General features: G+C 32.4%; 22 protein-coding genes, 2 tRNA genes, 1 pseudogene and 1 riboswitch. Of the genes and pseudogenes, 24 read left to right on the top strand and 1 reads right to left on the bottom strand.

What is annotated here, in order from left to right; translation table 11 throughout:
• Window positions 1-92: 92 nt before the first annotated feature.
• From ES045_RS09860 to ES045_RS09755, 22 genes are all read left to right on the top strand, one after another.
• Window positions 93-1,262, top strand: coding sequence for an O-succinylhomoserine sulfhydrylase (locus tag ES045_RS09860; RefSeq protein ID WP_147115983.1), 1,170 nt, complete (start codon window positions 93-95; stop codon window positions 1,260-1,262).
• A gap of 184 nt (window positions 1,263-1,446) precedes the next feature.
• The gene (locus ES045_RS09855; protein ID WP_147115981.1) at window positions 1,447-1,860 is read left to right on the top strand and encodes an RrF2 family transcriptional regulator; all 414 of its coding nucleotides are present in this window, start codon (window positions 1,447-1,449) and stop codon (window positions 1,858-1,860) included.
• A 216-nt stretch (window positions 1,861-2,076) separates the two neighbouring features.
• Window positions 2,077-2,340 carry a DUF2061 domain-containing protein gene (locus tag ES045_RS09850; protein ID WP_147115979.1) on the top strand — a complete coding sequence of 88 codons (264 nt, stop codon included), beginning with the start codon at window positions 2,077-2,079 and terminating at the stop codon, window positions 2,338-2,340.
• Window positions 2,341-2,345: 5 nt separating this feature from the next.
• Window positions 2,346-2,954 (top strand): phosphoadenosine phosphosulfate reductase family protein, encoded by a 609-nt coding sequence (locus tag ES045_RS09845; protein ID WP_147116325.1) that lies wholly within the window; start codon window positions 2,346-2,348, stop codon window positions 2,952-2,954.
• Window positions 2,955-2,965: 11 nt separating this feature from the next.
• The gene (gene cysD, locus ES045_RS09840) at window positions 2,966-3,871 is read left to right on the top strand and encodes a sulfate adenylyltransferase subunit CysD (RefSeq protein ID WP_189663075.1); all 906 of its coding nucleotides are present in this window, start codon (window positions 2,966-2,968) and stop codon (window positions 3,869-3,871) included.
• Between the two features lie 198 nt (window positions 3,872-4,069).
• The gene (locus ES045_RS09835) at window positions 4,070-5,317 is read left to right on the top strand and encodes a sulfate adenylyltransferase subunit 1 (RefSeq protein WP_147115975.1); all 1,248 of its coding nucleotides are present in this window, start codon (window positions 4,070-4,072) and stop codon (window positions 5,315-5,317) included.
• A gap of 12 nt (window positions 5,318-5,329) precedes the next feature.
• Window positions 5,330-5,677, top strand: coding sequence for a 4Fe-4S dicluster domain-containing protein (locus ES045_RS09830; RefSeq protein ID WP_147115973.1), 348 nt, complete (start codon window positions 5,330-5,332; stop codon window positions 5,675-5,677).
• A gap of 38 nt (window positions 5,678-5,715) precedes the next feature.
• Window positions 5,716-7,821 carry a HEPN domain-containing protein gene (locus ES045_RS09825; RefSeq protein WP_147115971.1) on the top strand — a complete coding sequence of 702 codons (2,106 nt, stop codon included), beginning with the start codon at window positions 5,716-5,718 and terminating at the stop codon, window positions 7,819-7,821.
• On the top strand, window positions 7,814-8,581 hold the full coding sequence (cobA, locus tag ES045_RS09820) for a uroporphyrinogen-III C-methyltransferase (RefSeq protein ID WP_189663088.1): 768 nt from the start codon (window positions 7,814-7,816) through the stop codon (window positions 8,579-8,581). Before ES045_RS09825 ends, cobA begins: the two co-directional genes overlap by 8 nt.
• 4 nt (window positions 8,582-8,585) lie before the next feature.
• Window positions 8,586-9,161, top strand: coding sequence for a bifunctional precorrin-2 dehydrogenase/sirohydrochlorin ferrochelatase (locus ES045_RS09815; RefSeq protein WP_147115969.1), 576 nt, complete (start codon window positions 8,586-8,588; stop codon window positions 9,159-9,161).
• A 64-nt stretch (window positions 9,162-9,225) separates the two neighbouring features.
• Entirely contained in the window at window positions 9,226-10,281 is a 1,056-nt protein-coding gene (locus tag ES045_RS09810) for an NAD(P)/FAD-dependent oxidoreductase (protein WP_147115967.1), read from the top strand.
• Window positions 10,282-10,470: 189 nt separating this feature from the next.
• Window positions 10,471-10,803, top strand: coding sequence for a 2Fe-2S iron-sulfur cluster-binding protein (locus ES045_RS09805; RefSeq protein WP_147115965.1), 333 nt, complete (start codon window positions 10,471-10,473; stop codon window positions 10,801-10,803).
• A gap of 2 nt (window positions 10,804-10,805) precedes the next feature.
• On the top strand, window positions 10,806-11,561 hold the full coding sequence (epsC, locus tag ES045_RS09800) for a serine O-acetyltransferase EpsC (RefSeq protein ID WP_147115963.1): 756 nt from the start codon (window positions 10,806-10,808) through the stop codon (window positions 11,559-11,561).
• 2 nt (window positions 11,562-11,563) lie between these two features.
• Window positions 11,564-12,457, top strand: a complete 894-nt coding sequence (cysM, locus tag ES045_RS09795; RefSeq protein ID WP_147115961.1) for a cysteine synthase CysM — start codon at window positions 11,564-11,566, stop codon at window positions 12,455-12,457.
• 196 nt (window positions 12,458-12,653) lie between these two features.
• A riboswitch (SAM riboswitch) is annotated at window positions 12,654-12,777 on the top strand.
• A 47-nt stretch (window positions 12,778-12,824) separates the two neighbouring features.
• Window positions 12,825-13,838, top strand: a complete 1,014-nt coding sequence (locus ES045_RS09790; protein WP_147115959.1) for a homocysteine S-methyltransferase family protein — start codon at window positions 12,825-12,827, stop codon at window positions 13,836-13,838.
• Between the two features lie 15 nt (window positions 13,839-13,853).
• Window positions 13,854-16,529, top strand: coding sequence for a methionine synthase (gene metH, locus ES045_RS09785; protein ID WP_147115957.1), 2,676 nt, complete (start codon window positions 13,854-13,856; stop codon window positions 16,527-16,529).
• A 199-nt stretch (window positions 16,530-16,728) separates the two neighbouring features.
• Entirely contained in the window at window positions 16,729-17,685 is a 957-nt protein-coding gene (metF, locus tag ES045_RS09780; protein ID WP_147115954.1) for a methylenetetrahydrofolate reductase [NAD(P)H], read from the top strand.
• A gap of 222 nt (window positions 17,686-17,907) precedes the next feature.
• On the top strand, window positions 17,908-18,225 hold the full coding sequence (gene trxA / locus ES045_RS09775; RefSeq protein ID WP_147115952.1) for a thioredoxin: 318 nt from the start codon (window positions 17,908-17,910) through the stop codon (window positions 18,223-18,225).
• Window positions 18,226-18,470: 245 nt separating this feature from the next.
• Window positions 18,471-21,029: a M1 family metallopeptidase gene (locus ES045_RS09770; protein ID WP_189663087.1), complete on the top strand. Its 2,559-nt coding sequence runs from the start codon at window positions 18,471-18,473 to the stop codon at window positions 21,027-21,029.
• 1 nt (window position 21,030) lies between these two features.
• Window positions 21,031-21,951 carry a DUF58 domain-containing protein gene (locus tag ES045_RS09765; protein WP_147115949.1) on the top strand — a complete coding sequence of 307 codons (921 nt, stop codon included), beginning with the start codon at window positions 21,031-21,033 and terminating at the stop codon, window positions 21,949-21,951.
• A gap of 63 nt (window positions 21,952-22,014) precedes the next feature.
• Window positions 22,015-22,088, top strand: a tRNA-Asp gene (locus ES045_RS09760).
• Window positions 22,089-22,278: 190 nt separating this feature from the next.
• A tRNA-Asp gene (locus ES045_RS09755) sits at window positions 22,279-22,352 on the top strand.
• Between the two features lie 141 nt (window positions 22,353-22,493).
• On the opposite strand, the gene ES045_RS16650 is transcribed toward ES045_RS09755, so the two are convergent.
• Window positions 22,494-22,655: a transposase gene (locus tag ES045_RS16650; RefSeq protein WP_147115947.1), complete on the bottom strand. Its 162-nt coding sequence runs from the start codon at window positions 22,653-22,655 to the stop codon at window positions 22,494-22,496.
• 631 nt (window positions 22,656-23,286) lie between these two features.
• Here ES045_RS16650 and ES045_RS16865 point away from each other — a divergent pair.
• A complete protein-coding gene (locus ES045_RS16865; protein WP_410524642.1) occupies window positions 23,287-23,463 on the top strand; it encodes a phage integrase SAM-like domain-containing protein in 177 nt (58 codons plus the stop codon).
• 613 nt (window positions 23,464-24,076) lie between these two features.
• A pseudogene (locus tag ES045_RS09745) lies at window positions 24,077-24,303 on the top strand (transposase); the annotation flags it as partial.

Here is a 24,303-nt window from a genome sequence, read left to right as displayed (position 1 = left end):
AAAAGAAACAAGAATCAAGAGAAAAACGATAAAGTTTAGTCTTGATTCTTGGTTCTAAGAGCGTTAGCGGTCTTGGTTCTAAATAACACAATATGAGCAAACATTTCGAAACAGAAGCAATAAGAAATCAAACAGAAAAATCTCAATTTCAAGAACATTCTACCCCATTATATTTAACATCTAGTTTTGTTTTTGATGACGCAGAAGAAATGCGTGCTTCTTTTGCAGAAGAGAAAGAGCGCAATTTATATAGTAGGTTTACAAACCCTAATACAACAGAATTTGTAGATAAAATAGTAAATATGGAAGGTGCAGAGGCTGGGTATGCTTTTGCAACAGGGATGTCTGCCATTTTTTCAACCTTTGCAGCTTTGTTAAATGCAGGAGATCATGTGGTTTCTTGTCGCTCTGTTTTTGGTTCTACACATAGTATGTTTACTAAATTTTTACCAAAATGGAATATTAAAACTTCGTATTTTAAAGTAAATGAAGTTCATTTGGTAGAGAGTTTAATTCAGCCAAATACCAAAATTTTATACATAGAAACGCCTACAAATCCTGCAGTAGATATTTTAGATTTAGAGGTAATTGGTAAAATAGCCAAAAAGCACAACCTTATATTTATTGTTGATAATTGTTTTGCGACTCCGTATGTGCAACAACCTATTAAGTTTGGTGCAGATTTAGTGATTCATTCTGCTACAAAATTAATTGATGGACAAGGCCGTGTTTTAGGCGGAGTTACTGTAGGAAATAAAGAATTAATGCGTGAAATTTATTTATTCGCTAGAAATACAGGTCCGGCAATGTCTCCTTTTAACGCTTGGGTGCTATCAAAAAGTCTAGAAACATTGGCAATTAGAGTAGAAAAACATGCAGAAAATGCATTAAAAGTGGCCGAATTTTTAGAAACACAAGAGAATGTCGAGTTGGTAAAATATCCTTTTTTAAAATCGCATCCACAATATGAAATTGCTAAAAACCAAATGAGTTTAGGTGGTAATGTTGTTGCTTTTGAAATTAAAGGCGGTATTGAAGCTGGTAGAAATTTTTTAGACAGCATTAAAATGTGCTCTTTATCTGCAAATTTAGGAGATACGAGAACCATTGTTACGCATCCATCCTCTACAACGCATGGTAGATTGTCTGAAGAAGATAGATTAGAAGTAGGTATTACCAAAGGTTTGGTGAGAGTTTCTGTAGGTTTAGAAAATGTAATTGATATTATTGCAGATTTAGAACAGGCATTACGCGCAAAATAATTCTATTTGAATACAAAGCAAACACATTAAAATTCATCATTTTTTAGACACGAATTTCACAAACAGAAAAATCTAAAGATTTTCAAAAATTTGTGTAATTCGTGTCTTATTTTTTTAATACGTTTGCCCTGACCATTTCAAAGCAGAAATGTTATAATCACATTTATTTACGTAATTTTGTTTGATGCTTTCTAAAAAGACAAAATACGGAATTAAGGCACTTACTTTTCTTGCAAAACAAGAAGGGAAGTCTCCTGTTGCCATCGCAACAATTTCTAAAAGTGAAAATATTTCTTTAAAATTTTTAGAAAGTATTTTATTAACACTTCGTAAAAACGGAATTTTAGGTTCTAAAAAAGGCAAAGGTGGCGGTTACTATTTGCTAAAAGAAGCTACAGAAATACCTATGACTACTGTTATGAGAATTCTTGAAGGACCCATTTCTATGGTGCCTTGTGTAAGCTTAAATTTTTATGAAAAGTGTGACGATTGCCCAGACGAAAATGCTTGCTCTGTACATAGTTTAATGACCAAAGTAAGAGATAATACTCTAGAAATCTTTCGAAATACTTCTTTAGCAGATCTTTGTAATCGTTAAATTAAATACAACAAACTTAATTTTACTTCTTATTTTTCTGTAACGATAACCTTATAGAGGTTTCACATTCGCAATATTTTGCTTTATTTTTATTAATCTACTAAATCTATAGGGTTTGTGTAAATATTAAGGTTGTTTCGTTTTTATTTTTTAAAATTTGATGTAGGTTTGCATTGTCCTATTAAATTAATAGGGTATTTGAATTAATTAATTACTATGATTTTAAACCAAATCATTTTTAGTAAAAAAGCACAAGGTAAAGGCTTTGAAGAAGATAAAACTTCCGAGAAACCTTTGCGAAGTGTTTTAAAAGCTTTGAGTTGGAGACTTATTGGTACGTTAGATACTTTAATTGTGTCTTATGTTTTAACAGGGGAAATAGGATTGGCAACATCCATTGCATCCATAGATTTTATCACAAAATTAGTGTTGTATTTCTTTCATGAAAGAATATGGAACAAAATAAAATGGGGAAAATAGCGCACATGAATTTAGAAGAAATAAATAAAGAATTACGAGATAAAAGTCCAAAAGAAATAATTTCTTGGGCAATTTCTATCGCAGACAAAGCAGCTGTTACCACAAACTTTAGACCTTATGAAGTGGCTATTTTAAATGCAGTTTCAGAAGTGCAAAAAGAGATTAAAGTTATTTGGTGTGATACGGGGTATAACACTGTTCAAACCTATAAACATGCCGAAGAGGTTATAGAAAAATTGAATCTGAACATTCAACTATATGTTCCAAAACAAACTGTTGCACATAGAAATGTTGTTTTGGGAGTTCCTTCTGTGGATGACAAGAAACATAAAATATTTACAGAACAAGTGAAATTAGAACCTTTCACAAGGGCAATGAAAGAACATGAGCCAGACGTTTGGTTTACGAACTTAAGAAAAGGACAAACTGCGTTTAGAGATCGTATCGATATTGTTTCTAAAAGTAAAGGTGGTATTTTAAAAGTGAGTCCGTTTTATCATTGGTCAGATGAAGATTTAGACACGTATTTAGAACAATACAATTTACCAAACGAGTTTACATATTTCGATCCTACAAAAGTAGAAAGTAATAGAGAATGTGGTTTACATATCTAAAAGACATGATTATGAATCAAAGAACAATACAAGTAGATGCTTTAGAAAGTGAAGCAATTTATATTTTTAGAGAAGTAGTTGCGCAGTTTGAAAAACCTGTGTTGCTTTTTTCTGGAGGAAAAGACAGTATTACGTTAGTTCGTTTAGCGCAAAAAGCATTTTTTCCTGCAAAAATCCCTTTTCCATTAATGCACATAGATACAGGTCATAATTTTCCAGAAACCATAGCATTTAGAGATCGTTTGGTGAAAGAATTGGGCGTCGATTTAATTGTAAGAGATGTACAAGATAATATTGATAGTGGCCGTGTAAAAGAAGAAACGGGTAGATATGCAAGTAGAAATATGTTGCAAACAGAAACGCTTTTAGATGCTATTGAAGAATTTGGTTTTGATGCCTGCATTGGTGGCGCAAGAAGAGATGAAGAAAAAGCAAGAGCGAAAGAAAGAATTTTCTCTGTAAGAGATGATTTTGGACAATGGGATGAAAAAAACCAAAGACCAGAAGTGTTCGATATGTTAAACGGAAAAATAGCTTTAGGACAAAATGTGCGTGTTTTTCCAATTTCAAATTGGACAGAATTAGACGTTTGGTCTTATATAAAAGCAGAAGACATCGAAATTCCTTCTATTTACTTCGCACACAAAAGAAAAACATTTGTAAGAGATCGCATGATTTGGTCTGCAGATGACGCCGTTGTGTTTAGAGATGAAGAAGAAGAAGTTGTAGAAAGAATGGTTCGTTTTAGAACTGTTGGCGATATGAGTTGTACAGCAGCAGTTTTATCTGACGCCGTAGATATTGCAAAAGTTGTTGAAGAAATTAGAGACTCTTCAATATCTGAAAGAGGTGCAAGAATAGATGACAAACGTTCGGAAGCAGCCATGGAGAAGAGAAAGCAACAAGGGTATTTTTAAAATTATTTGGGCGTTTTAACGGGCTTTCACTACTCGCTTTTTTTCTAAAAAAAGAAAAAAGAGCTCAAACAAACCGTTCAATCCCTAACGCAACTATTAAAAAGCATTTTGCAAGTTTTAAAAAGCTTGTAAATATCAATAAAAAAGAATACGAATTAGGCGAATAGTTTAAAAAAAAAACGCCAAAGCATAAAAGAAATGAACGTATTAAAAATAGCAACAGCAGGAAGTGTAGATGATGGTAAAAGTACCTTAATTGGTCGTATTTTATATGACACCAAATCATTAACAGATGATAAGCTAGAAGCAATAGAAGAAAAAAGCAAACAAAGAGGATTCGATTATTTAGATTTTTCTTTGGCAACAGATGGTTTGGTTGCAGAACGTGAGCAAGGTATTACCATAGATGTTGCTCATATATATTTTTCCACAAGAAAAAAGAGCTTCATCATTGCAGATACACCTGGTCATATCGAATATACAAGAAATATGGTTACGGGCGCTTCTACGGCACAAGCTTCCATTGTTTTAATTGATGCTAGAAACGGAGTGGTAGAACAAACGTATCGTCATTTTTTTATCAATAATTTACTACGAATTAAAGATGTTGTCATTGCAATAAATAAGATGGATTTGGTTGATTTTTCCGAAGAAAAATACAATAGCATCAAAGGAGAAATTGAGTATTTAGCGAGTAAAAGTGAATATAAAAATCAGAATTTAACCTTTATTCCAATGTCTGCTTTACAAGGAGATAACGTGGTCACAAAATCTGAAAACACACCTTGGTATAAAGGCGAAACATTATTGCATCATTTAGAAAAACTAGATGCAGCAGCGATCAACGAAGTATCTCAAGTTCGTTTTCCTGTGCAAACTGTTATCAGACCAAAAACAGATGAATATCATGATTTTAGAGGATATGCTGGTAAAATTTATGGAGGAGATTTTGAAGTTGGAGATGCTGTAACCGTCTTACCTTCTTTAACAAAATCTACAATAAAAAGCATTCATTTTTTTGATAAAGAGTTTGCGAAAGCAAAAAACGGAAGTTCGGTTACCATTATATTAGAAGACAATGTAAATGTGAGTAGAGGAGATATGTTGGTAAAAGTTTCTGAAGAACCAAAAATCACAAAAGAACTAAATGCAACCATTTGTTGGATGGACAAGGAGCCTTTAAAAGCTAGTCAGAAATACTATATCAAACATGGTGTAAATGATGCGCAGGCAAAAATTACACAATTATCGAGTATTATAAAAACAGATTTTTCAGGAAAAATTAACAATCCGTCTGAATTAGAATTGAATCAGATAGGAGATATTCAATTAAAATTAAGCAAACCTTTATTGGTAGATGCCTACAATGAAAATAAATCGAATGGTTCATTTATTTTAATCAATCCGAAAACAAACAATACCGTTGGTGTTGGTTTTATTCGCTAATTATAAAAAAGTATGGCAATTATAATAACAGACGAATGCATCAATTGCGGAGCATGTGAACCAGAATGCCCAAATACGGCTATTTATGAAGGAGCTGAAGATTGGAAATATGGTGAAGGAACTTCGTTAAAAGGAAGTATAAAGCTACTGAATGGAATCACAGTAGATGCAGAAGAAACTCAAGAAGCTGTGTCTGATGAGTATTATTTTATTGCTCCAGATAAATGTACAGAATGTATTGGCTTTCATGAAGAACCACAATGTGCTGCAGTGTGTCCGGTAGATTGTTGTGTCCCAGATGACGCGCATATAGAGACTGAAGAAGAACTTTTAGCGAAACAAAAGTTTTTACATAATTAAAAAATTAATGCTTTTACAAGCTTATAAGAAACAGAATAATGCAAAGTTTTAGAACCGAAATAGAGAATCCGATAGTAGCAAAAGACATTCTAGAATTAGAACGTAAAATTCATCTTTTTAAGGAGGGAAAAATAGACGAAGAACGTTTTAGAAGTTTACGTTTGGCTAGAGGGATTTATGGACAGCGCCAGTTTGGTGTACAAATGATTCGTATAAAATTACCTTACGGAAAAGTAACGAGCGAACAATTGCATCGAATTGCTGATGTTTCAGATGAATATTCTCGTGGAAGATTACACATTACTACCAGACAAGATATTCAAATACACCATGTAAGTTTAGATAGAACGCCAGAATTGTGGGCGCAATTAGAAAAAGATGATATTACCTTACGTGAAGCTTGTGGAAATGCAGTAAGAAATATTACAGCTTCAGAAACTGCAGGAATCGATGTAGATGAACCTTTTGATGTGTCTCCGTATGCAGATGCTACGTTTCAATTCTTTTTAAGAAACCCAATTTGTCAAGAAATGGGGCGTAAATTTAAGATGTCTTTTTCGGGTACAGATGATGATACGGCTATTAGTTTTATTCATGATTTAGGTTTTATTGCAAAAATAAAAGTTGAAAACGGAGTTGCTAAAAAAGGATTCAAAGTTTTATTAGGTGGTGGTTTAGGATCACAACCAAGACATGCAGATGTTATTTATGATTTTCTAGAAGAAGATGTATTAATACCAACAATAGAAGGAGTTTTAAGAATTTTTGATCGTTTTGGGGAACGCGCAAAAAGAGCAAAAGCAAGATTAAAATTTTTAGTAAAAGAGATAGGAGTTGAAGCTTTTTTAGAATTAGTTTCAAATGAAGTGAATGCGTTAGAAAACAAAACATTTAAAGTAGATACTACAGAATTTGAGCAACCAATTTCTTTTCAAGAAGAAGCAATTCCTTCAGTGAAAATAGAAGAAGAAGTTGCGTATCAAAAATGGAAAGAAACCAATGTTATTAAACAAAAACAAGAAGGTTTATTTGCAATCGGAATAAAAGTCCATTTAGGAGATTTTTACACACCAAAAGCACGTTTGTTAGCAGATTTGGTAAAGAAATATGCCGCAAATGAAATCAGATTGACCTTGCGTCAGAATATCTTAATTCGTCATATTAGAAAAGAGTTATTGCCTTTCTTTTATGTTGAATTACAAAAATTAGGTTTTGCAAATGCAGGTTATAATTCTACCGCAGATATTACAGCTTGCCCAGGAACAGATACTTGTAATTTAGGGATTTCTAGTAGTACAGGAATTGCAGTGGTGTTAGAAAAAGTATTGGAAGAAGAATATCCGCAGTACTTAAATAACAAAGAAATTGCTATTAAAATTAGTGGTTGTATGAATGCTTGTGGGCAACATAATATGGCGCACATTGGTTTTCAAGGAATGTCTCTAAAAGTAGGTGATTTACAAGCACCAGCATTACAAGTTTTAATTGGTGGCGGAATTTTAGGTGATGGAAATGGTCGTTTTTCTGATAAGTTAGTGAAAATACCAAGTAAAAGAGGTCCAGAATCTTTACGTATTTTATTAGATGATATTGCTAAAAATCAACAAGAAAAAGAAACATTTTTAGAGTATTACGACAGACAAGGGAAAATTTATTTCTACGATTTATTAAAAGGATTGTCTGATACAAGTAATCTAGAACCAAGCGATTTTGTTGATTGGGGACATTCTGAAAAGTATGTAAAAGCAATTGGAGTAGGAGAATGTGCAGGAGTTGTAATCGATTTAATTGCAACACTTTTATTTGAAAGTGAAGAGAAAATTACAAATGCTGAAGAAGCGTTTAAAGAGAATCAATATTCAGATAGTATTTATTATTCGTATACAGCTATCGTAAATACAGCAAAAGCATTATTAATTGCAGCAGATATTAAAACGAATACACAAGCGGTAATTATTAGTGATTTTCAAGAGCATTTTGTAGCAACAAACAAAATTGAAATTGAGGGTTCTTTTGAAGATCTTGTCTATCGAATTAAAAATGAAAAGCCAACAAAAGCATTTGCAGAAAGCTATTTAAATGATGCAAGATCATTTTATAAAAAGATTGATGCTTTTAGAAAACAAGAAGTTAGTCATGTATAAAATCCCGAAATTAACAGTGGTTGGCGCAGGCCCAGGAGATGTAGATTTAATCACTTTAAAAGCGATAAAAGTTTTAAAAACTGCGGATGTGGTTTTATACGATGCTTTGGTAAACGAAGAATTGTTAGACCATATAAATCCGAATGCAGAACTCATCTTTGTAGGGAAACGTAGAGGCTGTTACAGATATCAACAAGAGCAAATTAATGATTTGATAGTTGAGCGCGCAAAAACTCATGGACACGTAGTTCGTTTAAAAGGTGGCGATCCATTTATTTTTGGTAGAGGTGCAGAAGAAATGGAATTTGCAGCTAGTTTTGGAATAGAAACAGCGATGGTTCCAGGAATTTCGTCTTCCTTGGCAGTTCCTGCATACCAAAATATCCCTGTTACAAAACGAGGAAGTGCAGAAAGTTTTTGGGTAATTACCGGAACCACAAAAGAACATAAATTGTCAGATGATGTTGTATTGGCTGCAAAATCGAATGCAACTGTTGTGGTTTTAATGGGAATGGGGAAATTGCCAGAAATTGTAAAGTTATTTCAACAAGAAAATAAAAATGAGTTGCCAGTTGCAATCATTCAAAACGGGACAAGAAGTAACGAAAAAGTAGGAATTGGAACTGTTGATACAATTCTAGCAATTGTAAATGAAAATGAGTTAAGCAACCCTGCGATTATTATTTTAGGAGAAGTTGTAAAACATAGAGCAATTTTGGCAAATGTTCAACAAGAACATTCCAAAGAATTAATTGCATAAAATTATGGAGCAGAACGAATTATATCCTATCTTTTTAAAAACACAACAACTAGAAACGCTAATTGTTGGTGGCGGATTTGTGGCATTAGAAAAACTGTCGTTTTTGTTAAAATCGAGTCCGAATTCTAAAGTCACCATGGTTTCTCCTTTTTTTAGAGAAGAAACGCAAGAGTTGGCAAATAAGTTTGGTGTACAAATGATTATTGATGAGTATCAAAAAGGATACTTATCAAACAAAAGTATTGTAATTGCAACTACAGATAAAGTGAATGTAAATATTGAAGTTTATAAAGACTGTAAGGAAAGAAATATTTTGGTAAATGTTGCTGATAATCCGCCATACTGCGATTTTTATATGGGCGGAATTGTGACCAAAGGAAATGTGAAAATAGCCATTTCTACCAACGGTAAATCGCCAACAACAGCCAAAAGGTTACGTCAGTTTTTTGAAGATGTACTTCCAGAAAATATTGATGATTTGGTAAAAAACTTGAATGCATACAGAAAAACAATTAAAGGAAACTTTGAAGAAAAAGTAGAAAAGCTAAACGAATTTACAAAGAGTTTGGTAGAGAGATAAGACCAAGAAGACCTCACAGGTTTTTAAAACCTGTGAGGTCTAAAGTACGATAAAACAGAAGAAAATGATTACAACAGACATACTAATTATTGGAGCAGGACCCACAGGTTTATTTACCGTTTTTGAAGCAGGTTTATTAAAGTTAAAATGTCATTTAATTGATGCTTTACCGCAACCTGGTGGACAGTGTTCAGAAATTTACCCGAAGAAACCAATTTATGATATTCCTGCATATCCAGAAATTTTAGCGGGAGATTTAACGGATAAATTGATAGAGCAAACCAAGCAATTTAAACCTGGTTTTACTTTAGGAGAAAGAGCAGAAACTATAGACAAACAAATAGATGGTACTTTTATAGTAACAACAAATAAAGGCACAAAACATCATGCTAAAATAGTTGCAATTGCTGGTGGTTTAGGTTCTTTTGAGCCAAGAAAACCATTGATTCCTAACATTGCAGATTTTGAAGATAAAGGTGTTGAGTATATTATAAAAGAACCAGAATTTTATAGAGATAAAAAAGTTGTAATTTCTGGAGGTGGAGATTCTGCTTTAGATTGGGCAATTTTCTTGTCTACTATAGCTTCAGAAGTAACTTTAATTCACAGAAGAAACGAATTTAGAGGAGCCTTAGATTCCGTTGAAAAAGTACAAGAATTAAAAAATTTAGGAAAAATTAGATTAATTACACCTGCGGAGGTAAAAGGAATTTTAGGAACTAATAAAGTTACTGGAGTTGCCGTACAGAAAAAAGACGAAGATGCTTTTATTGTAGATACAGATCACTTTATTCCGTTATTTGGCTTGTCTCCTAAATTAGGCCCAATTGGTTCTTGGGGTTTAGAAATTGAGAAGAATGCAATTAAAGTAAATAATGCTTTAGATTATCAAACCAACATTCCGGGTGTGTATGCAATTGGTGATGTAAATACCTATCCTGGGAAATTAAAATTAATTCTTTGTGGTTTTCATGAAGCCACTTTAATGTGTCAGAGTGCATACAAACGTATTTTTCCAGATAAAAAATATGTAATGAAATACACAACAGTTGGCGGTGTAGATGGTTTTGACGGTACACGAAAAGAAGCGCCAAAAGCAGTAGTAAAAGCGATTCAGTAGTTTTCTTACATGGTTTAAAAACATCGCAGGTCTTATTTTTTAAACTATTAAATTCTTATCGTTTAATAATTGTTAGGTTTGTGTAATTTTATAGACAATATAATAAGGAAATAGACCTCACAGGTTTTCATAACCAGTGAGGTCTAATCAATCAAATTTCTTACTTTTGACTTCTGATAAAAAATTAAAATGAGTTTAGATATAAACATAAAAATTACAGACAGAAATGGCGTAACACATGATGTGGTTGCACCAACAGACATGGCAATGAACTTAATGGAAGTTGTTCGTTCTTACGAGTTAGCCGAAGAAGGGACTATTGGTATTTGTGGCGGAATGGCAATGTGTGCTTCTTGTCAATGTTATGTAAAATCAGACCATACATTACCAGAAATGTCAGATGATGAAGATGCAATGTTAGCAGAAGCGTTTCATGTTGAAGACAATAGCAGGTTAGGATGTCAAATACAAATGACACCAGAAATTAATGGTTTAGAAGTAGTATTGGCTCCAGAATCATAAATATGAAAGAAGTAGCACCAAAAATAATAGTTAAAAATTACAGCATGTGTTTAAGAGATGCTGTAGAGGTTTTTACAAAAGAATTGATTAATTGTTTGTTTGATGAACAATATCAGCAAGAAAAAGGCGGACTTACTAAAAATAAATTTTTTAGAATTTTAGAACGTTTATCAATTGAAAATGAAGCTTGTTTTTGGTTAAATTTTGAAAGTTCTTTCACAGCAATAAGAAGAAAATTAGATTTAGATGCTTTGGCTGCTTTAAATAGTGATCCTGCAGCAAAAAGTTTAAGAGAAATTTATTTAGCATACCCTGGTTTTTATGCCATTGCTGTATATCGATTAAGCAATCAATTATTAAAACAAGAAATTCCTGTTTTACCAAGAATGATGAGCGAATTTGCACATAGCACAACAGGAACAGATATTCATCCAGGAGCAGAAATTGGTGATTCTTTTTTTATAGATCACGCAACCGGCATTGTAATTGGAGAAACCACCATTATTAAAAATAATGTGACTATTTTTCAAGGGGTAACTTTAGGCGGAATTCAAGTGAAGAAGAGTTTGGCATCTACCAAAAGACATCCAACAATAGAGAATAATGTTATTATTTATGCAAACGCTACTATTTTAGGAGGAGCTGTTGTTATTGGCGCAAACTCTGTTATTGGCGCAAATGTTTGTATTACAGAATCTACATTAAAAAACTCTGTAGTTACAGTACAATCAGAAAATAAAATTTTTCAAAGAAGTTAAAGATGAAGACAAAAAATATTATCGATTTCGTAGGAAATACACCTTTGGTGGAAGCACAACATATCTTTAAAAAAGAAGGAGTTACTTTATTACTAAAATTAGAAGGAAATAATCCTGGTGGAAGTGTGAAAGATAGAGCTGCTTACAATATGATTTCTGAAGCTCTAAGAAGACAGAATATTAAAAAAGGAGATACTTTAGTGGAAGCTACAAGTGGAAATACCGGAATTGCTTTGGCATTAATGGCGAAAGTTTTAGGTGTACATATGGTGTTGGTAATGCCAGAAAATTCTACTATAGAAAGAGTGAAAACTATGCGTGCTTATGGCGCAAAGGTCATTTTAACGTCGTCAGAATTAGGAATTGAAGGTTCTAGGGATTATGCTTTAAAATTAAAATATAAAAAAGGATATTTTAGACTGAATCAGTTTGACAATCCAGATAATTCTAAAGCACATTACAAAACTACAGGACCAGAAATTTGGAGGGATACAGAAGGAGAAGTAACTCATTTTGTGGCGGCAATGGGAACAACCGGAACCATTATGGGAGTTTCAGATTTTTTGAAAGAACAAAATAAAGAGATAAAAATTATTGGAGCACAACCTACAGATGGTGCAAAAATACCAGGGATTAGAAAATGGCCAGAAGAATATTTACCGGCAATTTTTAACCGCTCAAAAGTAGATCAAGTAATCGAAGTAAGTGAAGAAGAATCAAAAGCAATGACACAAAGATTGGCTTCCGAAGAAGGTATTTTTGCAGGAATGAGTAGTGGAGGTTCTGTAGCAACAGCTATAAAAGTAGCAGAGAAATTAGAGAAAGGTGTTGTTGTTGCAATTATTTGCGATCGAGGAGATAGATATTTATCTTCATCTCTTTTTGAGAAAGAATAAAAAAAGGACACGAATTTCACAATTTAAAACGAATTAAAAAATCTGTGAGATTTTTATTAGTGAATTAAAACTAAATCGTTACTTAAACTAAGATTTATGTAAAACAGTGAAACTCGTGTTCAAGTTTCAATATAATAATTCTACAAATAAATAAATAATCCGTTTATTTGCAGTTCAGTTCATAAACTTATTGATTACGTTATCACGAAAGGCAGAGGGATTAGACCCATTGAAGCCTTGGCAACCTCTCATTTTGAGAAAGGTGCTACATTCTACAAGTGAATGCTGAATTAATTTCGGTATCTCTTGACAGATAACAGCGAAAAAATTACCTTTCCTGATGACATATTGATAGAAAAATCAACAAATGTCAAATATATACAAAGCTTTACAAGAACGAATTTTAATTTTAGATGGTGCCATGGGGACCATGCTTCAAGCTTATAAATTCACCGAAGAAGATTTTAGAGGAGAACGCTTTAAAGACTATCCGTCACCACTTCAAGGAAATAACGACTTGTTATCACTTACCCAACCAGAAGCTATAAAAACCATTCATGGTAAATACTTTGAGGCTGGTGCAGACATTATAGAAACCAATACATTTTCTGGAACTACGATAGCAATGGCAGATTATCAAATGGAAAATTTGGTCTATGAACTAAATTATCAATCTGCAAAAATTGCCAAAGAAGTAGCAAATGAATTTACGGCGAGAGAACCACACAAACCTCGTTTTGTAGCGGGTTCAATTGGGCCAACCAATAGAACAGCAAGCATGTCGCCAGATGTAAATGATCCTGGTTACAGAGCCGTTACTTTCGATGAATTAAGAATTGCTTACAAGCAACAAACAGAAGCATTATTAGATGGTGGCGCAGATTTGTTATTGGTAGAAACAGTATTTGATACTTTAAACGCAAAAGCAGCTTTATTTGCTATTGAAGAAGTAAAAGAAGAAAGAAATATCGATATCCCGATTATGTTAAGTGGCACAATTACAGATGCATCTGGTAGAACATTATCTGGGCAAACAGCAGAAGCTTTCTTAATCTCTGTTTCTCATATTCCATTATTATCGGTAGGATTTAATTGTGCTTTAGGAGCCAATTTGTTACAACCTCACTTAGAATCGATTGCGAACAAAACAGATTTTGCTATTTCTGCGCATCCAAATGCAGGTTTGCCAAATGCTTTTGGCGAGTATGATGAAACTGCAGAAGAAATGGGAGAGCAAATTGAAGAATACTTAAAGAAAGATTTAATTAATATTATTGGAGGATGTTGTGGAACATCACCAGAGCATATTCGTGTTATTGCAAATATTGCAGCCAAATATAAACCAAGAGTTCATTCTAAAATTATTTTAGAAGCTCAATAGAAGGAAAGAAAGAAGATGAAGATAAAACAAACAAAATACATGCGTTTATCAGGATTAGAACCTCTAATTTTGAATGAAAACAGCAACTTTATCAATGTTGGTGAGCGAACAAATGTTGCGGGTTCTCGTAAGTTTTTAAGATTGATTAAAAATGAGCAATTTGATGAAGCTTTAGATATTGCAAGACATCAAGTAGATGGTGGTGCGCAAATTATTGATATTAATTTTGATGACGGTTTAATTGATGGAAAACAAGCAATGGTTCGTTTTCTAAATTTAATTGCTGCCGAACCCGATATTTGTAGAGTCCCAATTATGATTGATAGCTCTAAGTGGGAAATTATAGAAGCTGGTTTACAAGTAGTGCAAGGAAAATGTGTTGTAAATTCAATATCACTTAAAGAAGGAGAAGAAAAGTTTATTAACGAAGCGAAACTAATAAAGCGTTATGGTGCTGCGGTAATTGTAATGGCTTTTGATGAAGAAGGACAAGCAGATAATTATGATCGTAGAATAGAAATAGCGAAACGTTCTTATGATGTTTTAGTGAACAAAGTTGGTTTTGCTTCTGAAGACATTATTTTCGATTTAAACATATTTCCTGTGGCTACTGGGATGGATGAGCACAGAAGAAATGCCATCGATTTTATTGAAGCGACACGCTGGGTAAGACAAAATTTAACCAATGCAAGTGTAAGTGGAGGTGTAAGTAACGTGTCTTTTTCTTTTAGAGGTAATGACGGGGTTAGAGAAGCAATGCATTCTGTTTTCTTGTATCATGCCATTCAAGCAGGTATGAATATAGGAATTGTAAACCCTGCGTTGTTAGAAGTGTATGATAATATTCCGAAAGATTTATTAGAACGTGTAGAAGATGTAATTCTTGATAAGAGAGAAGATGCGACAGAACGTTTATTAGATTTTGCTGATAGTGTAAAAGGTTCTAAAACCGAAAAAACAGTTGATTTATCTTGGAGAGAAAATCCGATTCAAGAGAGAATTACGCACGCTTTGGTAAAAGGAATTGATGCTTTTATTATTGAAGATATAGAACAAGCAAGACAAGCCGCAGAAAAACCAATTGATGTTATTGAAGGGAATTTAATGATGGGTATGAATGTGGTTGGAGATTTATTTGGAGCAGGAAAAATGTTTTTGCCACAAGTAGTAAAATCTGCACGTGTAATGAAAAAAGCGGTAGGTTATTTAAATCCGTTTATTGAAGCAGAAAAAGGCGATAAACAAGAACCTGTTGGTAAAATATTAATGGCCACTGTAAAAGGGGATGTGCATGATATTGGTAAAAATATTGTAAGTGTTGTTTTGGCGTGTAATAACTACGAAATTGTAGATTTAGGAGTAATGGTTCCGCCAGAAAAAATTATTCAAATGGCTATTAGCGAACGTGTAGATGCGATTGGTTTGTCTGGTTTAATTACACCTTCTTTAGATGAAATGGTGTATTTAGCAAAAGAAATGCAACGTCAGAATTTTGTTTTACCATTGTTAATTGGTGGAGCAACAACTTCTAAAGCACACACTGCTGTTAAGATAGATACGCAATATAAAAATGCCGTTGTGCATGTAAATGATGCATCTAGAGCAGTAACTGTTGTTGGAGATTTGTTAAATAAAAGAACGTCTCATGAGTATGTTGCTAAAATGAAAAAAGATTATGATGAGTTTAGAACCAAGTTTTTAAAACGAGGGAAAGAAAAATCATACATTTCTATAAAGGAAGCGCGGAAGCGTAAATATAAAATTGATTGGAAAACTTCAGAAATTGTGAAGCCAAGAGCTTTGGGAATTCAGACTTTTGAACAATTAAGTTTAAAAGAATTATTACCATTTATAGATTGGAGTCCGTTTTTTAGAAGTTGGGATTTGCATGGAAAGTTTCCAGCTATTTTAACTGATGAGGTTGTTGGTGAGCAAGCCACAATAATGTATGAAGAAGCCCAGGAAATGATCAAAGAAATCATTGCAAAACAGTTGTTAAAACCAAAAGCAATTTTCGGGTTGTTCGAAGCAAATACCATTAATGAGGATGATATTTCGATTCAGAAAAAAGGAAAAGAAGTGGCTGTTTTTAGAACTTTACGTCAGCAATTAAAAAAGCGAGAAGGGATTCCTAATATTGCCTTATCCGATTTTATTGCACCAAAAGAAACCAATAGAACCGATTATATGGGAGCTTTTTGTGTGGCTATTTATGGCGCACAAGAATTAGCAGAAAGTTACAGAGAAAAAGAAGACGATTACAACGGAATTATGGCACAAGCAATTGCAGATCGTTTTGCAGAAGCAATGGCAGAGTACTTGCACAAGCAAATTAGAACAAATCATTGGGGTTATGATGCTGATGAAGGGTTAACAAATGACGATTTAATTAAAGAAAGTTATAAAGGTATTCGTCCTGCGCCAGGGTATCCTGCGTGCCCAGATCATTTAGAAAAAGAAACTATTTGGGAGTTGTTAGATGTAGAAAATCAAATAGGAGTAAAACTAACTGAAAGCTTAGCAATGTGGCCAGCCGCTGCAGTTTCTGGTTATTATTTTGCAAACAGAGAAGCAAAATACTTTGGTTTAGGTAAAATTACCGATGATCAAGTAACAGATTATTCCACCAGAAAAGGAATTACAAAAGAGAAAGCGAGAAAGTGGTTGCACCCAACTTTAGCAGAAGAATAATTTTTAGATTTCACAGGTTTTAAAAACCTGTGAAATCTAAGTTTGCGTTAGCGATTGAAACGGCATCCTTTTTTGTTTTTCAAAAAAGATATAGTGTAAAGCGCGACCCTTGTGGTAACGCCCAAAAAAGATAGAATATAATAATAACACAAAATAACCCGCAACAATATCCTTTTTTTTAAGGGATAAAGGGAGGCTAATGAAAGTTACAGATCATATAAACAATGCCAACGGTAAAACGTTATTTTCTTTTGAAGTAATACCGCCTCAAAAAGGAAAAAATATTCAAGATTTATATAATAATATAGACCCTTTAATGGAATTTAATCCGCCTTTTATAGACGTAACTACTTCTAGAGAAGAGTATGTTTATTTAGACAAAGGAAACGGACTTTTAGATAAAAGGATTACCAGAATGCGCCCAGGAACTGTGGGTATTTGTGCGTCTATTATGCATAAATATAAGATAGATGCGATTCCGCATTTATTGTGTGGAGGTTTTACCAAAGAAGAAACGGAGTATGTTTTGGTAGATTGCCATTATTTAGGATTGGATAACGTGATGGCTTTGCGTGGAGACTCTATGAAAGATGAACCTTATTTTAATGCAGCAAAAGGAGGAAATGCTTTTGCGAGTGAATTGGTAGATCAGATTGCAAGTTTAAATCGTGGAAAATATTTACATAATGATGTGCAGGTAGAACACCATTCAGATTTTTGTATTGGTGTTGCAGGGTATCCAGAAAAACATATGGAAGCACCATCTTTGGTCTCTGATTTAAGACGTTTAAAAGAAAAAGTAGCTGCTGGTGCAGATTATGTGGTTACACAGATGTTTTTTGATAATAATAAATACTTTGAGTTTGTAAAAGCAGCCAAGGAAATAGGAATTAACGTACCTATAATTCCAGGAATTAAACCTTTAGCAGTTCAAAGGCATTTACAAGTTTTACCGCAAGTTTTTAAAATAGATTTACCGCAAGATTTAATAGATGCGGTAGATGCTTGTAAAGATAATAAGGCGGTAAGGCAAGTTGGTGTTGAGTTTGCGATACAGCAATCTAAAGAGTTATTAGCCGCAGGAGTGCCTGTTTTACATTATTATTCTATGGGTAAAAGTGATAATGTGCAAGCAATAGCATCTGAATTATTTTAAAGGTTTAAGCAACCTGCCTTTTTCATAAAATAAAAGAGCTCCAATAAGAATTCATTAAAAAAAAATAGATGTTCATCGTTTTTTTAATGAATTCTGTACTTGCAAGCATAAGTAGTATTGATAGACAAATAAGAAAAAGTAATTTTTTTGAAAACTAGAAAGTAAATAAAATGATTACTTTTGTAGTTCGAAACTGAAATAACAATTTTAAAAATATAAAAAATGGCATTAGAAATTACAGACGCAAACTTTGAAGAATTAGTATTAAAATCTGACAAACCAGTATTAGTAGATTTTTGGGCAGCTTGGTGTGGACCTTGTAGAATGGTTGGACCAATTGTTGATGAAATTTATACTGAGTATGAAGGAAAAGCAGTTGTTGGTAAAGTAGACGTTGATGCTAACCAAGAATTTGCAGCTAAATACGGCGTTAGAAATATACCCACTGTTTTAATCTTTAAAAACGGAGAAGTTATTGACAAGCAGGTAGGTGTTGCACCAAAAAACACTTATACAGGTAAAATTGATGCTGCATTGTAGTAACAATTAACATTTTATAGTATAGAAAAGGTTTGGCTAACGCTGAACCTTTTTTTATTTTAGTAAAACTCAATTTTTAAAATAGCGAAGCTATGAATGCACAATTGTTAGCAGAACTAGTCCTTTTTTTTTAGTGAAACCTTGAGGTATTATTTTGTCAAACGATAGAAATTTATTTTCTGTTTTTTATCGAAATTGTATCGAGATGTTTCTTAATTAAAACTCAATATAAATTTAAGTTAATGATGAAGATTTTATTTTTTTTAGGTGTATTATTTTTTATCTCTTGTGATAAAAAACAAGAAGAGAAGTTGACGCTAGAAACAGGAATTTCCTTTGAATTAGCTAAATATAGAAAACAGCAAATTTCTGATGTAGCCTATCAATTAGACTTTAAAATTCCGAAAGAAAAAACAACAGTTATTTCTTCTAAATTGGTTTTAAGTTTTACGATTAACGATTTAAAAAACACTGTTTTTTTAGACTTTAATGAAGAACCCTCAAAATTAAAATCAATAAAAGTAAATGGAGAAGTATCAGTAATTAATCACCAGAAAGAACATCTAATTATTGATAAAAAATTATTAAATATAGGTAAGAATTTTATAGAAATAATTTTTGATGCTGGTGAGAAATCGCTCAATAGAAATACTGAGTTTTTATATACCTTATTAGTTCCAGATAGGGCAAGTACGTTGTTTCCTTGCTTTGATCAACCAGATATGAAAGCAAACTATAAATTAAGAATAACTGCGCCAAAAGACTGGAAAGTTTTGTGTGGTGCTTTTGAAGAAAGTAGTGTAGAAGTTGATGGTTTTATAGCACATACTTTTGAAGAAACAGATTTAATGAGTACGTATTTATTCTCTTTTGTTGCAGGTAAGTTTACCGAAGAGACGAAGAACCCAGGAGCGTTTGATATGCGCTTTTTATATAGAGAAAATAACGAAGAAAAAATTGCAGAAAGTGTGGATGAAGTATTTAAAATTCATCAAAATTCTATAGACTTTTTAGAAGCATATACGCAAGTAGCATTTCCGTTTCAAAAAATGGACTTCGCTGCAATTCCGCCTTTTCAATACGGAGGAATGGAACACGTTGGCGCAATTCAATACAGACAATCTTCATTGTTTTTAGATAAAAATGCCACTCAAAGTAGAAAATTGAGTAGAGCAAAACTAATTGCTCACGAAACTTCGCACATGTGGTTTGGCGACTTGGTTACCATGAAATGGTTTAATGATGTTTGGATGAAGGAAGTATTTGCTAATTTTATGGCAGATAAAATCATGAATCCTGTTTTTCCTGAAGTAAACCACGACTTAAACTTTATGATGTCGCATTACCCAAGTGCATATTCCGAAGATAGAACAAAAGGCACAAATGCCATTCGTCAATATTTAGGAAACCTAAAAAATGCAGGTTCTTTATACGGACGAATTATTTATAACAAAGCACCAATTATGATGCGTCAGTTAGAATATTTATTAAGTGAAGAAGCTTTTCAACAAGGAATTCAAGAATACATAAAAACGTATGCAAACTCCAATGCAGATTGGAATGAATTGGTTGCAATTCTGGATAAAAAATCAGAAGGAAATATTAAAAACTGGTCTGATGTTTGGGTAAATTCATCTGGAAGACCCGTTTTTACAGAAGAAATTGAGTTGAATGAAAAAGGAAATGTAAAGAAATTTATCATTCATCAAAATGCAGAAGACGGTGCTGATAAAGTTTGGACGCAGTCTTTTAAAATTCAATTAAAGGATGCAAGAGGATATGTTAAAAATATCAACATTAAAAATATGGGAAAATCTTTTGACATTACTTCTGCAACAGAAGATTTTAAATCAGGACAAGTTTTATACAACACAAACGGATTTGGTTATGGCGTCTTTCCTATTTATAAAAAAGAATTAAATTCTTATAAAGATATTAAAGACGAAGTTTCTAGAGGATATCAATTTATAAACTTGTATGAAAATATGCTAAACGGAGAAGTAACGCCTTTAGAAACATATGAAGTGTATATGGATGCCATTTTAGTTGAAAATAATGAGTTGATTACAAATTATTTATCAGGAAGGATTCAGAATATATTTTGGACTTTCTTAACGGAAACACAGCAAAATAACATTCAAAAGAAAACAGAAAATGACGTTTTTAATTTGTTAAAAAATGAATTTCCTACAAATATTAAAAAGACATTATTTGGTTTGTATCAATCAATTGCAATTTCAGCTGAAGGAAAAGAACACTTATATGAAATATGGAAAGAAAAGAAGAAAATTAAAAATCTCTTTTTAAATGAAAATGATTTTACTTCTTTGGCAATGAAATTGGTTATTTTTAAGCATCCGAAAGAAGTTGAAATCATTGCAGAACAACAAACCAGAATTTCTAACAAAGATAGATTAGAACGTTTTAATTGGTTGTTACCTTCACTTTCTAATGCTAAAAATGTGAGAGATGATTTTATGACATCACTTTTACAGAAAGAAAACAGAGAGAAAGAATCTTGGGTTCAAACAGCTTTGAGTAACATACATCATCCGCTAAGACAAAAAACAGCAACAAAACATTTAGAATCTGTTTTAGAAAAGCTGGAAGAAGTGCAAGTAACAGGTGATATTTTCTTTCCTAAAGGATGGTTGGCAAGTTCTATTGGGTTGTATTCTTCAAAAGAAGCAGATGCTATTTTGAATCGGTTTTTAGAAGATAATTCAGATTACAGCCCTATTTTGCTAAAAAAATTATTGCAGACAACAGATAACTTAACAAGGGCTCAAAAAATTAAAAAATAGCATGAATGTATCTGAAGTAAAAACAGCTGAAATTAAAAACCTCGATATTCTAGCAAAACAAGTAGTAGAAGGTTTTATCACAGGAATACATAAAAGTCCGTTTCACGGATTTTCTGTAGAGTTTTCTGAACATAAATTGTATAACAAAGGCGAAAGTACACGGCATATAGATTGGAAACTGTTTGCGAAGACAGAGAAATTATATACCAAAAAATACGAAGAAGAAACGAATTTGCGCTGTCATATCATTATAGATAATTCTGCCTCGATGCATTATCCTGTTGTAAAAAAACAGACTTTAGACAACTTAAATAAAGTAGGTTTTTCTGCTGTTGCAGCGGCTTCTCTAATGGAGATTTTAAAAAGACAGAGAGATGCAGTTGGTTTAAGTATTTATTCTGATACGTATGAATATTATGCGCCAGAGAAAGGAAGTGAGCGTCATCGAAAGATGTTATTGCATCAATTAGAGCAAGTAATGGTCTCGGAATCGAAAGCAGCAACAGAGACTTATAAATATTTACATGAAATTGCAGAAAAAATACACAGACGCTCTTTAATTTTTGTTTTTACAGACATGTTTCAACCAAATAAAGAAAATGATTCTCTTTTTGAAGCTCTAAAACATCTTAAATTTAACAAACATGAGGTTGTTTTGTTTCATACATACGATGGGAAAACAGAATTTAACTTCAATTTCGACAATTCTCCGAAAAAATTTGTGGATGTTGAAACTGGAGAAGAGATTCATATTTATGCAGAAAATGTACGCGAAAAATACAAAAAATTAGTTGGTGATTATTTTAAAGAATTGAAAAATAAGTGTTTACAGTATAAAATCGATTATATTCCAGTAGACATACATAAAGGATATACCCAGGTTCTAACGGCCTATTTAATTAGTAGAAAAAAAAATAAATAATTTATTCATTTTATGTTTGCATATTTAAAAATAGATGTTATATTTGCAACCGCTTAAAGCAACGGTCTGGTAGTTCAGTTGGTTAGAATACCTGCCTGTCACGCAGGGGGTCGCGGGTTCGAGTCCCGTCCAGACCGCGAAAGCACTTCATTTATGAGGTGCTTTTTTTTGTTATAAACTTTTTTTTATTGGAGTTCTAAAAAATAAAAGTTAAAGTGCTAAGGCTGTGTTCTTTTAGTATTGAGTCTTAAAAATATAGAATCTAAAGAGTAAGAACGCTATGTTTTTAATAAAATAGATGTTATATTTGCAGTCGCTTAAAGCAACGGTCTGGTAGTTCAGTTGGTTAGAATACCTGCCTGTCACGCAGGGGGTCGCGGGTTCGAGTCCCGTCCAGACCGCAAGAAACATCTCATTTATGAGGTGTTTTTTTGGTTTATAGCATTTTATATTCAGTGATAATTTTTTAGGATTAAATAGCATTTTTAAAAAATGATAAAGAAGGATTCTGGATCAAGTCCAAAAGTTGTGGAATTTAGATTTTAAGCATAAATGTTAGTTAGTCCAGAAAGGAAGAATTCTATATTTTTCACACCTCTAAATTGTGCTCTAAACACTTTAATTTTTGCGTTAAAAGATTCTGCTGATGAGTTTGTGCTTCTATTATCAAAATAGTTGAGTGTATTTTGATAATGAATAGACATTGTTGTAGCGATACTCTTGAAATTGTTTAACTTTTATTGTCTCACTTTTTCATCTCATTTAGCAAGCCTAGTTAAAGCAGTGTTGTCTTCTGTTTGATTATAAATCCATGATAAGTTTTGACATAGTTTGTATGCTTTTTCTAAGTTAGGATATCTGTCAAAAAGTATTTTAGCTCTTTGATATTGATTTTAGTCCATTAGCTATCATATTTGTAAAGTAAATATCGGCCTCTTGCTAATAACTGTTTCAATGTATCTCTATTTGGTAGGTATCCAAAAAGGTAGAAATAAAATTGAAGTTTATGATATCAAGGATTTATTAAACTTAGAGCTTGCTAAAATTAAATCCTATACCGAAGATGAGTATTTAAAACTAAAACTTATTAACGAATTATCTAATTAGAACATTAAAGAAAAATTAGATATTTATTTTAAGCGGAGAGTAGCAGAAGTTGTTATCACAGGTTTTTATCAATATATTGATGTACTTACTGAAAAATCTAAAAAAAAAGTTAAAAAGGTTACTTGGCAGTCTTGTGATCGAACAATAGCGCTTATTCAAGATTTTGAAAGAGCTAAAAAATTTAAAATTTCTTTCGATTCTATCAATATTGATTTTTACTGAGGATTTATAGAATATTTACAGGAGGATTGTGAATTGAGTCCGAATACAATTGGTAAGCATCTAAAGAATATTAAGATGTTTATGAATTCTGCTGTTGAAGATGCCGTTACCGATTGCATAGGCCATAGACAGAAACATTTTAAGGTTATTAGAGAGGAAATTTTCAAGTTTATCTTATGCTAGAGGAATTAAAAAAAAAATAGAAAACTTAGAACTTGAATTGGATTCTATAAAAGATATAGTAAGAGATTTATTTTTAATGGGTTCATTCACTGGACAGCGTATTTCGAATTGGAAGAAGTTGGTTAAAGGAAATACTAAGGTTTTAAAAATAACAGAAGTTTTACATTAATACAAAAACAGAAGTAATTATACCAATTCACCCAATCACAGAAAATATATTATCAAAAAGGGATGGCAACGCTCCTAAGTTTTTAAACGAGCAAGACATTAATCTAAATATAAAACTCATTGTAGCGGAAGCAAAGATTATCGATTTAATTAATGAAAAGGATAATAAACCTAAGTGTGATTTAACTAGCTCACATTCAGGAAGAATATCATTCTGCTCTAATGCTTATAAATATAGAATGGATAGTTTAGCAATAATGCAATTATCTGGTCATAAAACAGAAAAAAGTTTTTTGACATATATATAAATAGGGAAAGAGGAGTTTGCCGAAAGAATAGCGAATCATCATTCTTTTCAAAAATAAACAATGGAGACAAAAATATTATTGGAGTGTCTACCTTTGATGTGACGTTTTTATGAGGTTATAAATTTTATATTTGACTTATGGCAAAAAAGTATGACAATGAATTTAAAGTTATGATAATCGAACTATTAAATTCCGTTGTTAAAACCAAACAAGTGAGTGAGGATTATGACTTAAGTCTAAGTATGGTTGGTCGCTGGAAACGCGAATACAAGTTGAAATCTGGAGATTTTTCAAAAAGAAAGAAATACCTCTTGAAGCTCAAAAACTCAAAGCACTAAAAAAAGAATTAAAGAATGAAACCATG

Origin of the sequence: Polaribacter sp. IC073, assembly GCF_007997075.1 — a bacterium.
Lineage (GTDB): Bacteria > Bacteroidota > Bacteroidia > Flavobacteriales > Flavobacteriaceae > Polaribacter.
Note: the sequence above shows the minus strand (reverse complement) of the source record. Positions and strands in the feature narration are given on the sequence as shown.

Bases quoted from the DNA above. Each gene is read 5' to 3' on its own strand.
- ES045_RS09765 (WP_147115949.1), top strand. From the start codon at position 21,031: ATGAATGTATCTGAAGTAAAAACAGCTGAAATTAAAAACCTCGATATT.
- ES045_RS09830 (WP_147115973.1), top strand. From the start codon at position 5,330: ATGGCAATTATAATAACAGACGAATGCATCAATTGCGGAGCATGTGAA.
- cobA (WP_189663088.1), top strand. From the start codon at position 7,814: ATGTATAAAATCCCGAAATTAACAGTGGTTGGCGCAGGCCCAGGAGAT.
- ES045_RS09815 (WP_147115969.1), top strand. From the start codon at position 8,586: ATGGAGCAGAACGAATTATATCCTATCTTTTTAAAAACACAACAACTA.
- ES045_RS09835 (WP_147115975.1), top strand. From the start codon at position 4,070: ATGAACGTATTAAAAATAGCAACAGCAGGAAGTGTAGATGATGGTAAA.
- ES045_RS09825 (WP_147115971.1), top strand. From the start codon at position 5,716: ATGCAAAGTTTTAGAACCGAAATAGAGAATCCGATAGTAGCAAAAGAC.
- epsC (WP_147115963.1), top strand. From the start codon at position 10,806: ATGAAAGAAGTAGCACCAAAAATAATAGTTAAAAATTACAGCATGTGT.
- ES045_RS09860 (WP_147115983.1), top strand. From the start codon at position 93: ATGAGCAAACATTTCGAAACAGAAGCAATAAGAAATCAAACAGAAAAA.
- ES045_RS16650 (WP_147115947.1), bottom strand. From the start codon at position 22,655: ATGTCTATTCATTATCAAAATACACTCAACTATTTTGATAATAGAAGC.
- trxA (WP_147115952.1), top strand. From the start codon at position 17,908: ATGGCATTAGAAATTACAGACGCAAACTTTGAAGAATTAGTATTAAAA.
- ES045_RS09790 (WP_147115959.1), top strand. From the start codon at position 12,825: ATGTCAAATATATACAAAGCTTTACAAGAACGAATTTTAATTTTAGAT.
- ES045_RS09805 (WP_147115965.1), top strand. From the start codon at position 10,471: ATGAGTTTAGATATAAACATAAAAATTACAGACAGAAATGGCGTAACA.
- ES045_RS09845 (WP_147116325.1), top strand. From the start codon at position 2,346: ATGAATTTAGAAGAAATAAATAAAGAATTACGAGATAAAAGTCCAAAA.
- cysM (WP_147115961.1), top strand. From the start codon at position 11,564: ATGAAGACAAAAAATATTATCGATTTCGTAGGAAATACACCTTTGGTG.
- ES045_RS09850 (WP_147115979.1), top strand. From the start codon at position 2,077: ATGATTTTAAACCAAATCATTTTTAGTAAAAAAGCACAAGGTAAAGGC.
- metH (WP_147115957.1), top strand. From the start codon at position 13,854: ATGAAGATAAAACAAACAAAATACATGCGTTTATCAGGATTAGAACCT.
- ES045_RS09770 (WP_189663087.1), top strand. From the start codon at position 18,471: ATGAAGATTTTATTTTTTTTAGGTGTATTATTTTTTATCTCTTGTGAT.
- ES045_RS09810 (WP_147115967.1), top strand. From the start codon at position 9,226: ATGATTACAACAGACATACTAATTATTGGAGCAGGACCCACAGGTTTA.
- ES045_RS09855 (WP_147115981.1), top strand. From the start codon at position 1,447: ATGCTTTCTAAAAAGACAAAATACGGAATTAAGGCACTTACTTTTCTT.
- metF (WP_147115954.1), top strand. From the start codon at position 16,729: ATGAAAGTTACAGATCATATAAACAATGCCAACGGTAAAACGTTATTT.
- cysD (WP_189663075.1), top strand. From the start codon at position 2,966: ATGAATCAAAGAACAATACAAGTAGATGCTTTAGAAAGTGAAGCAATT.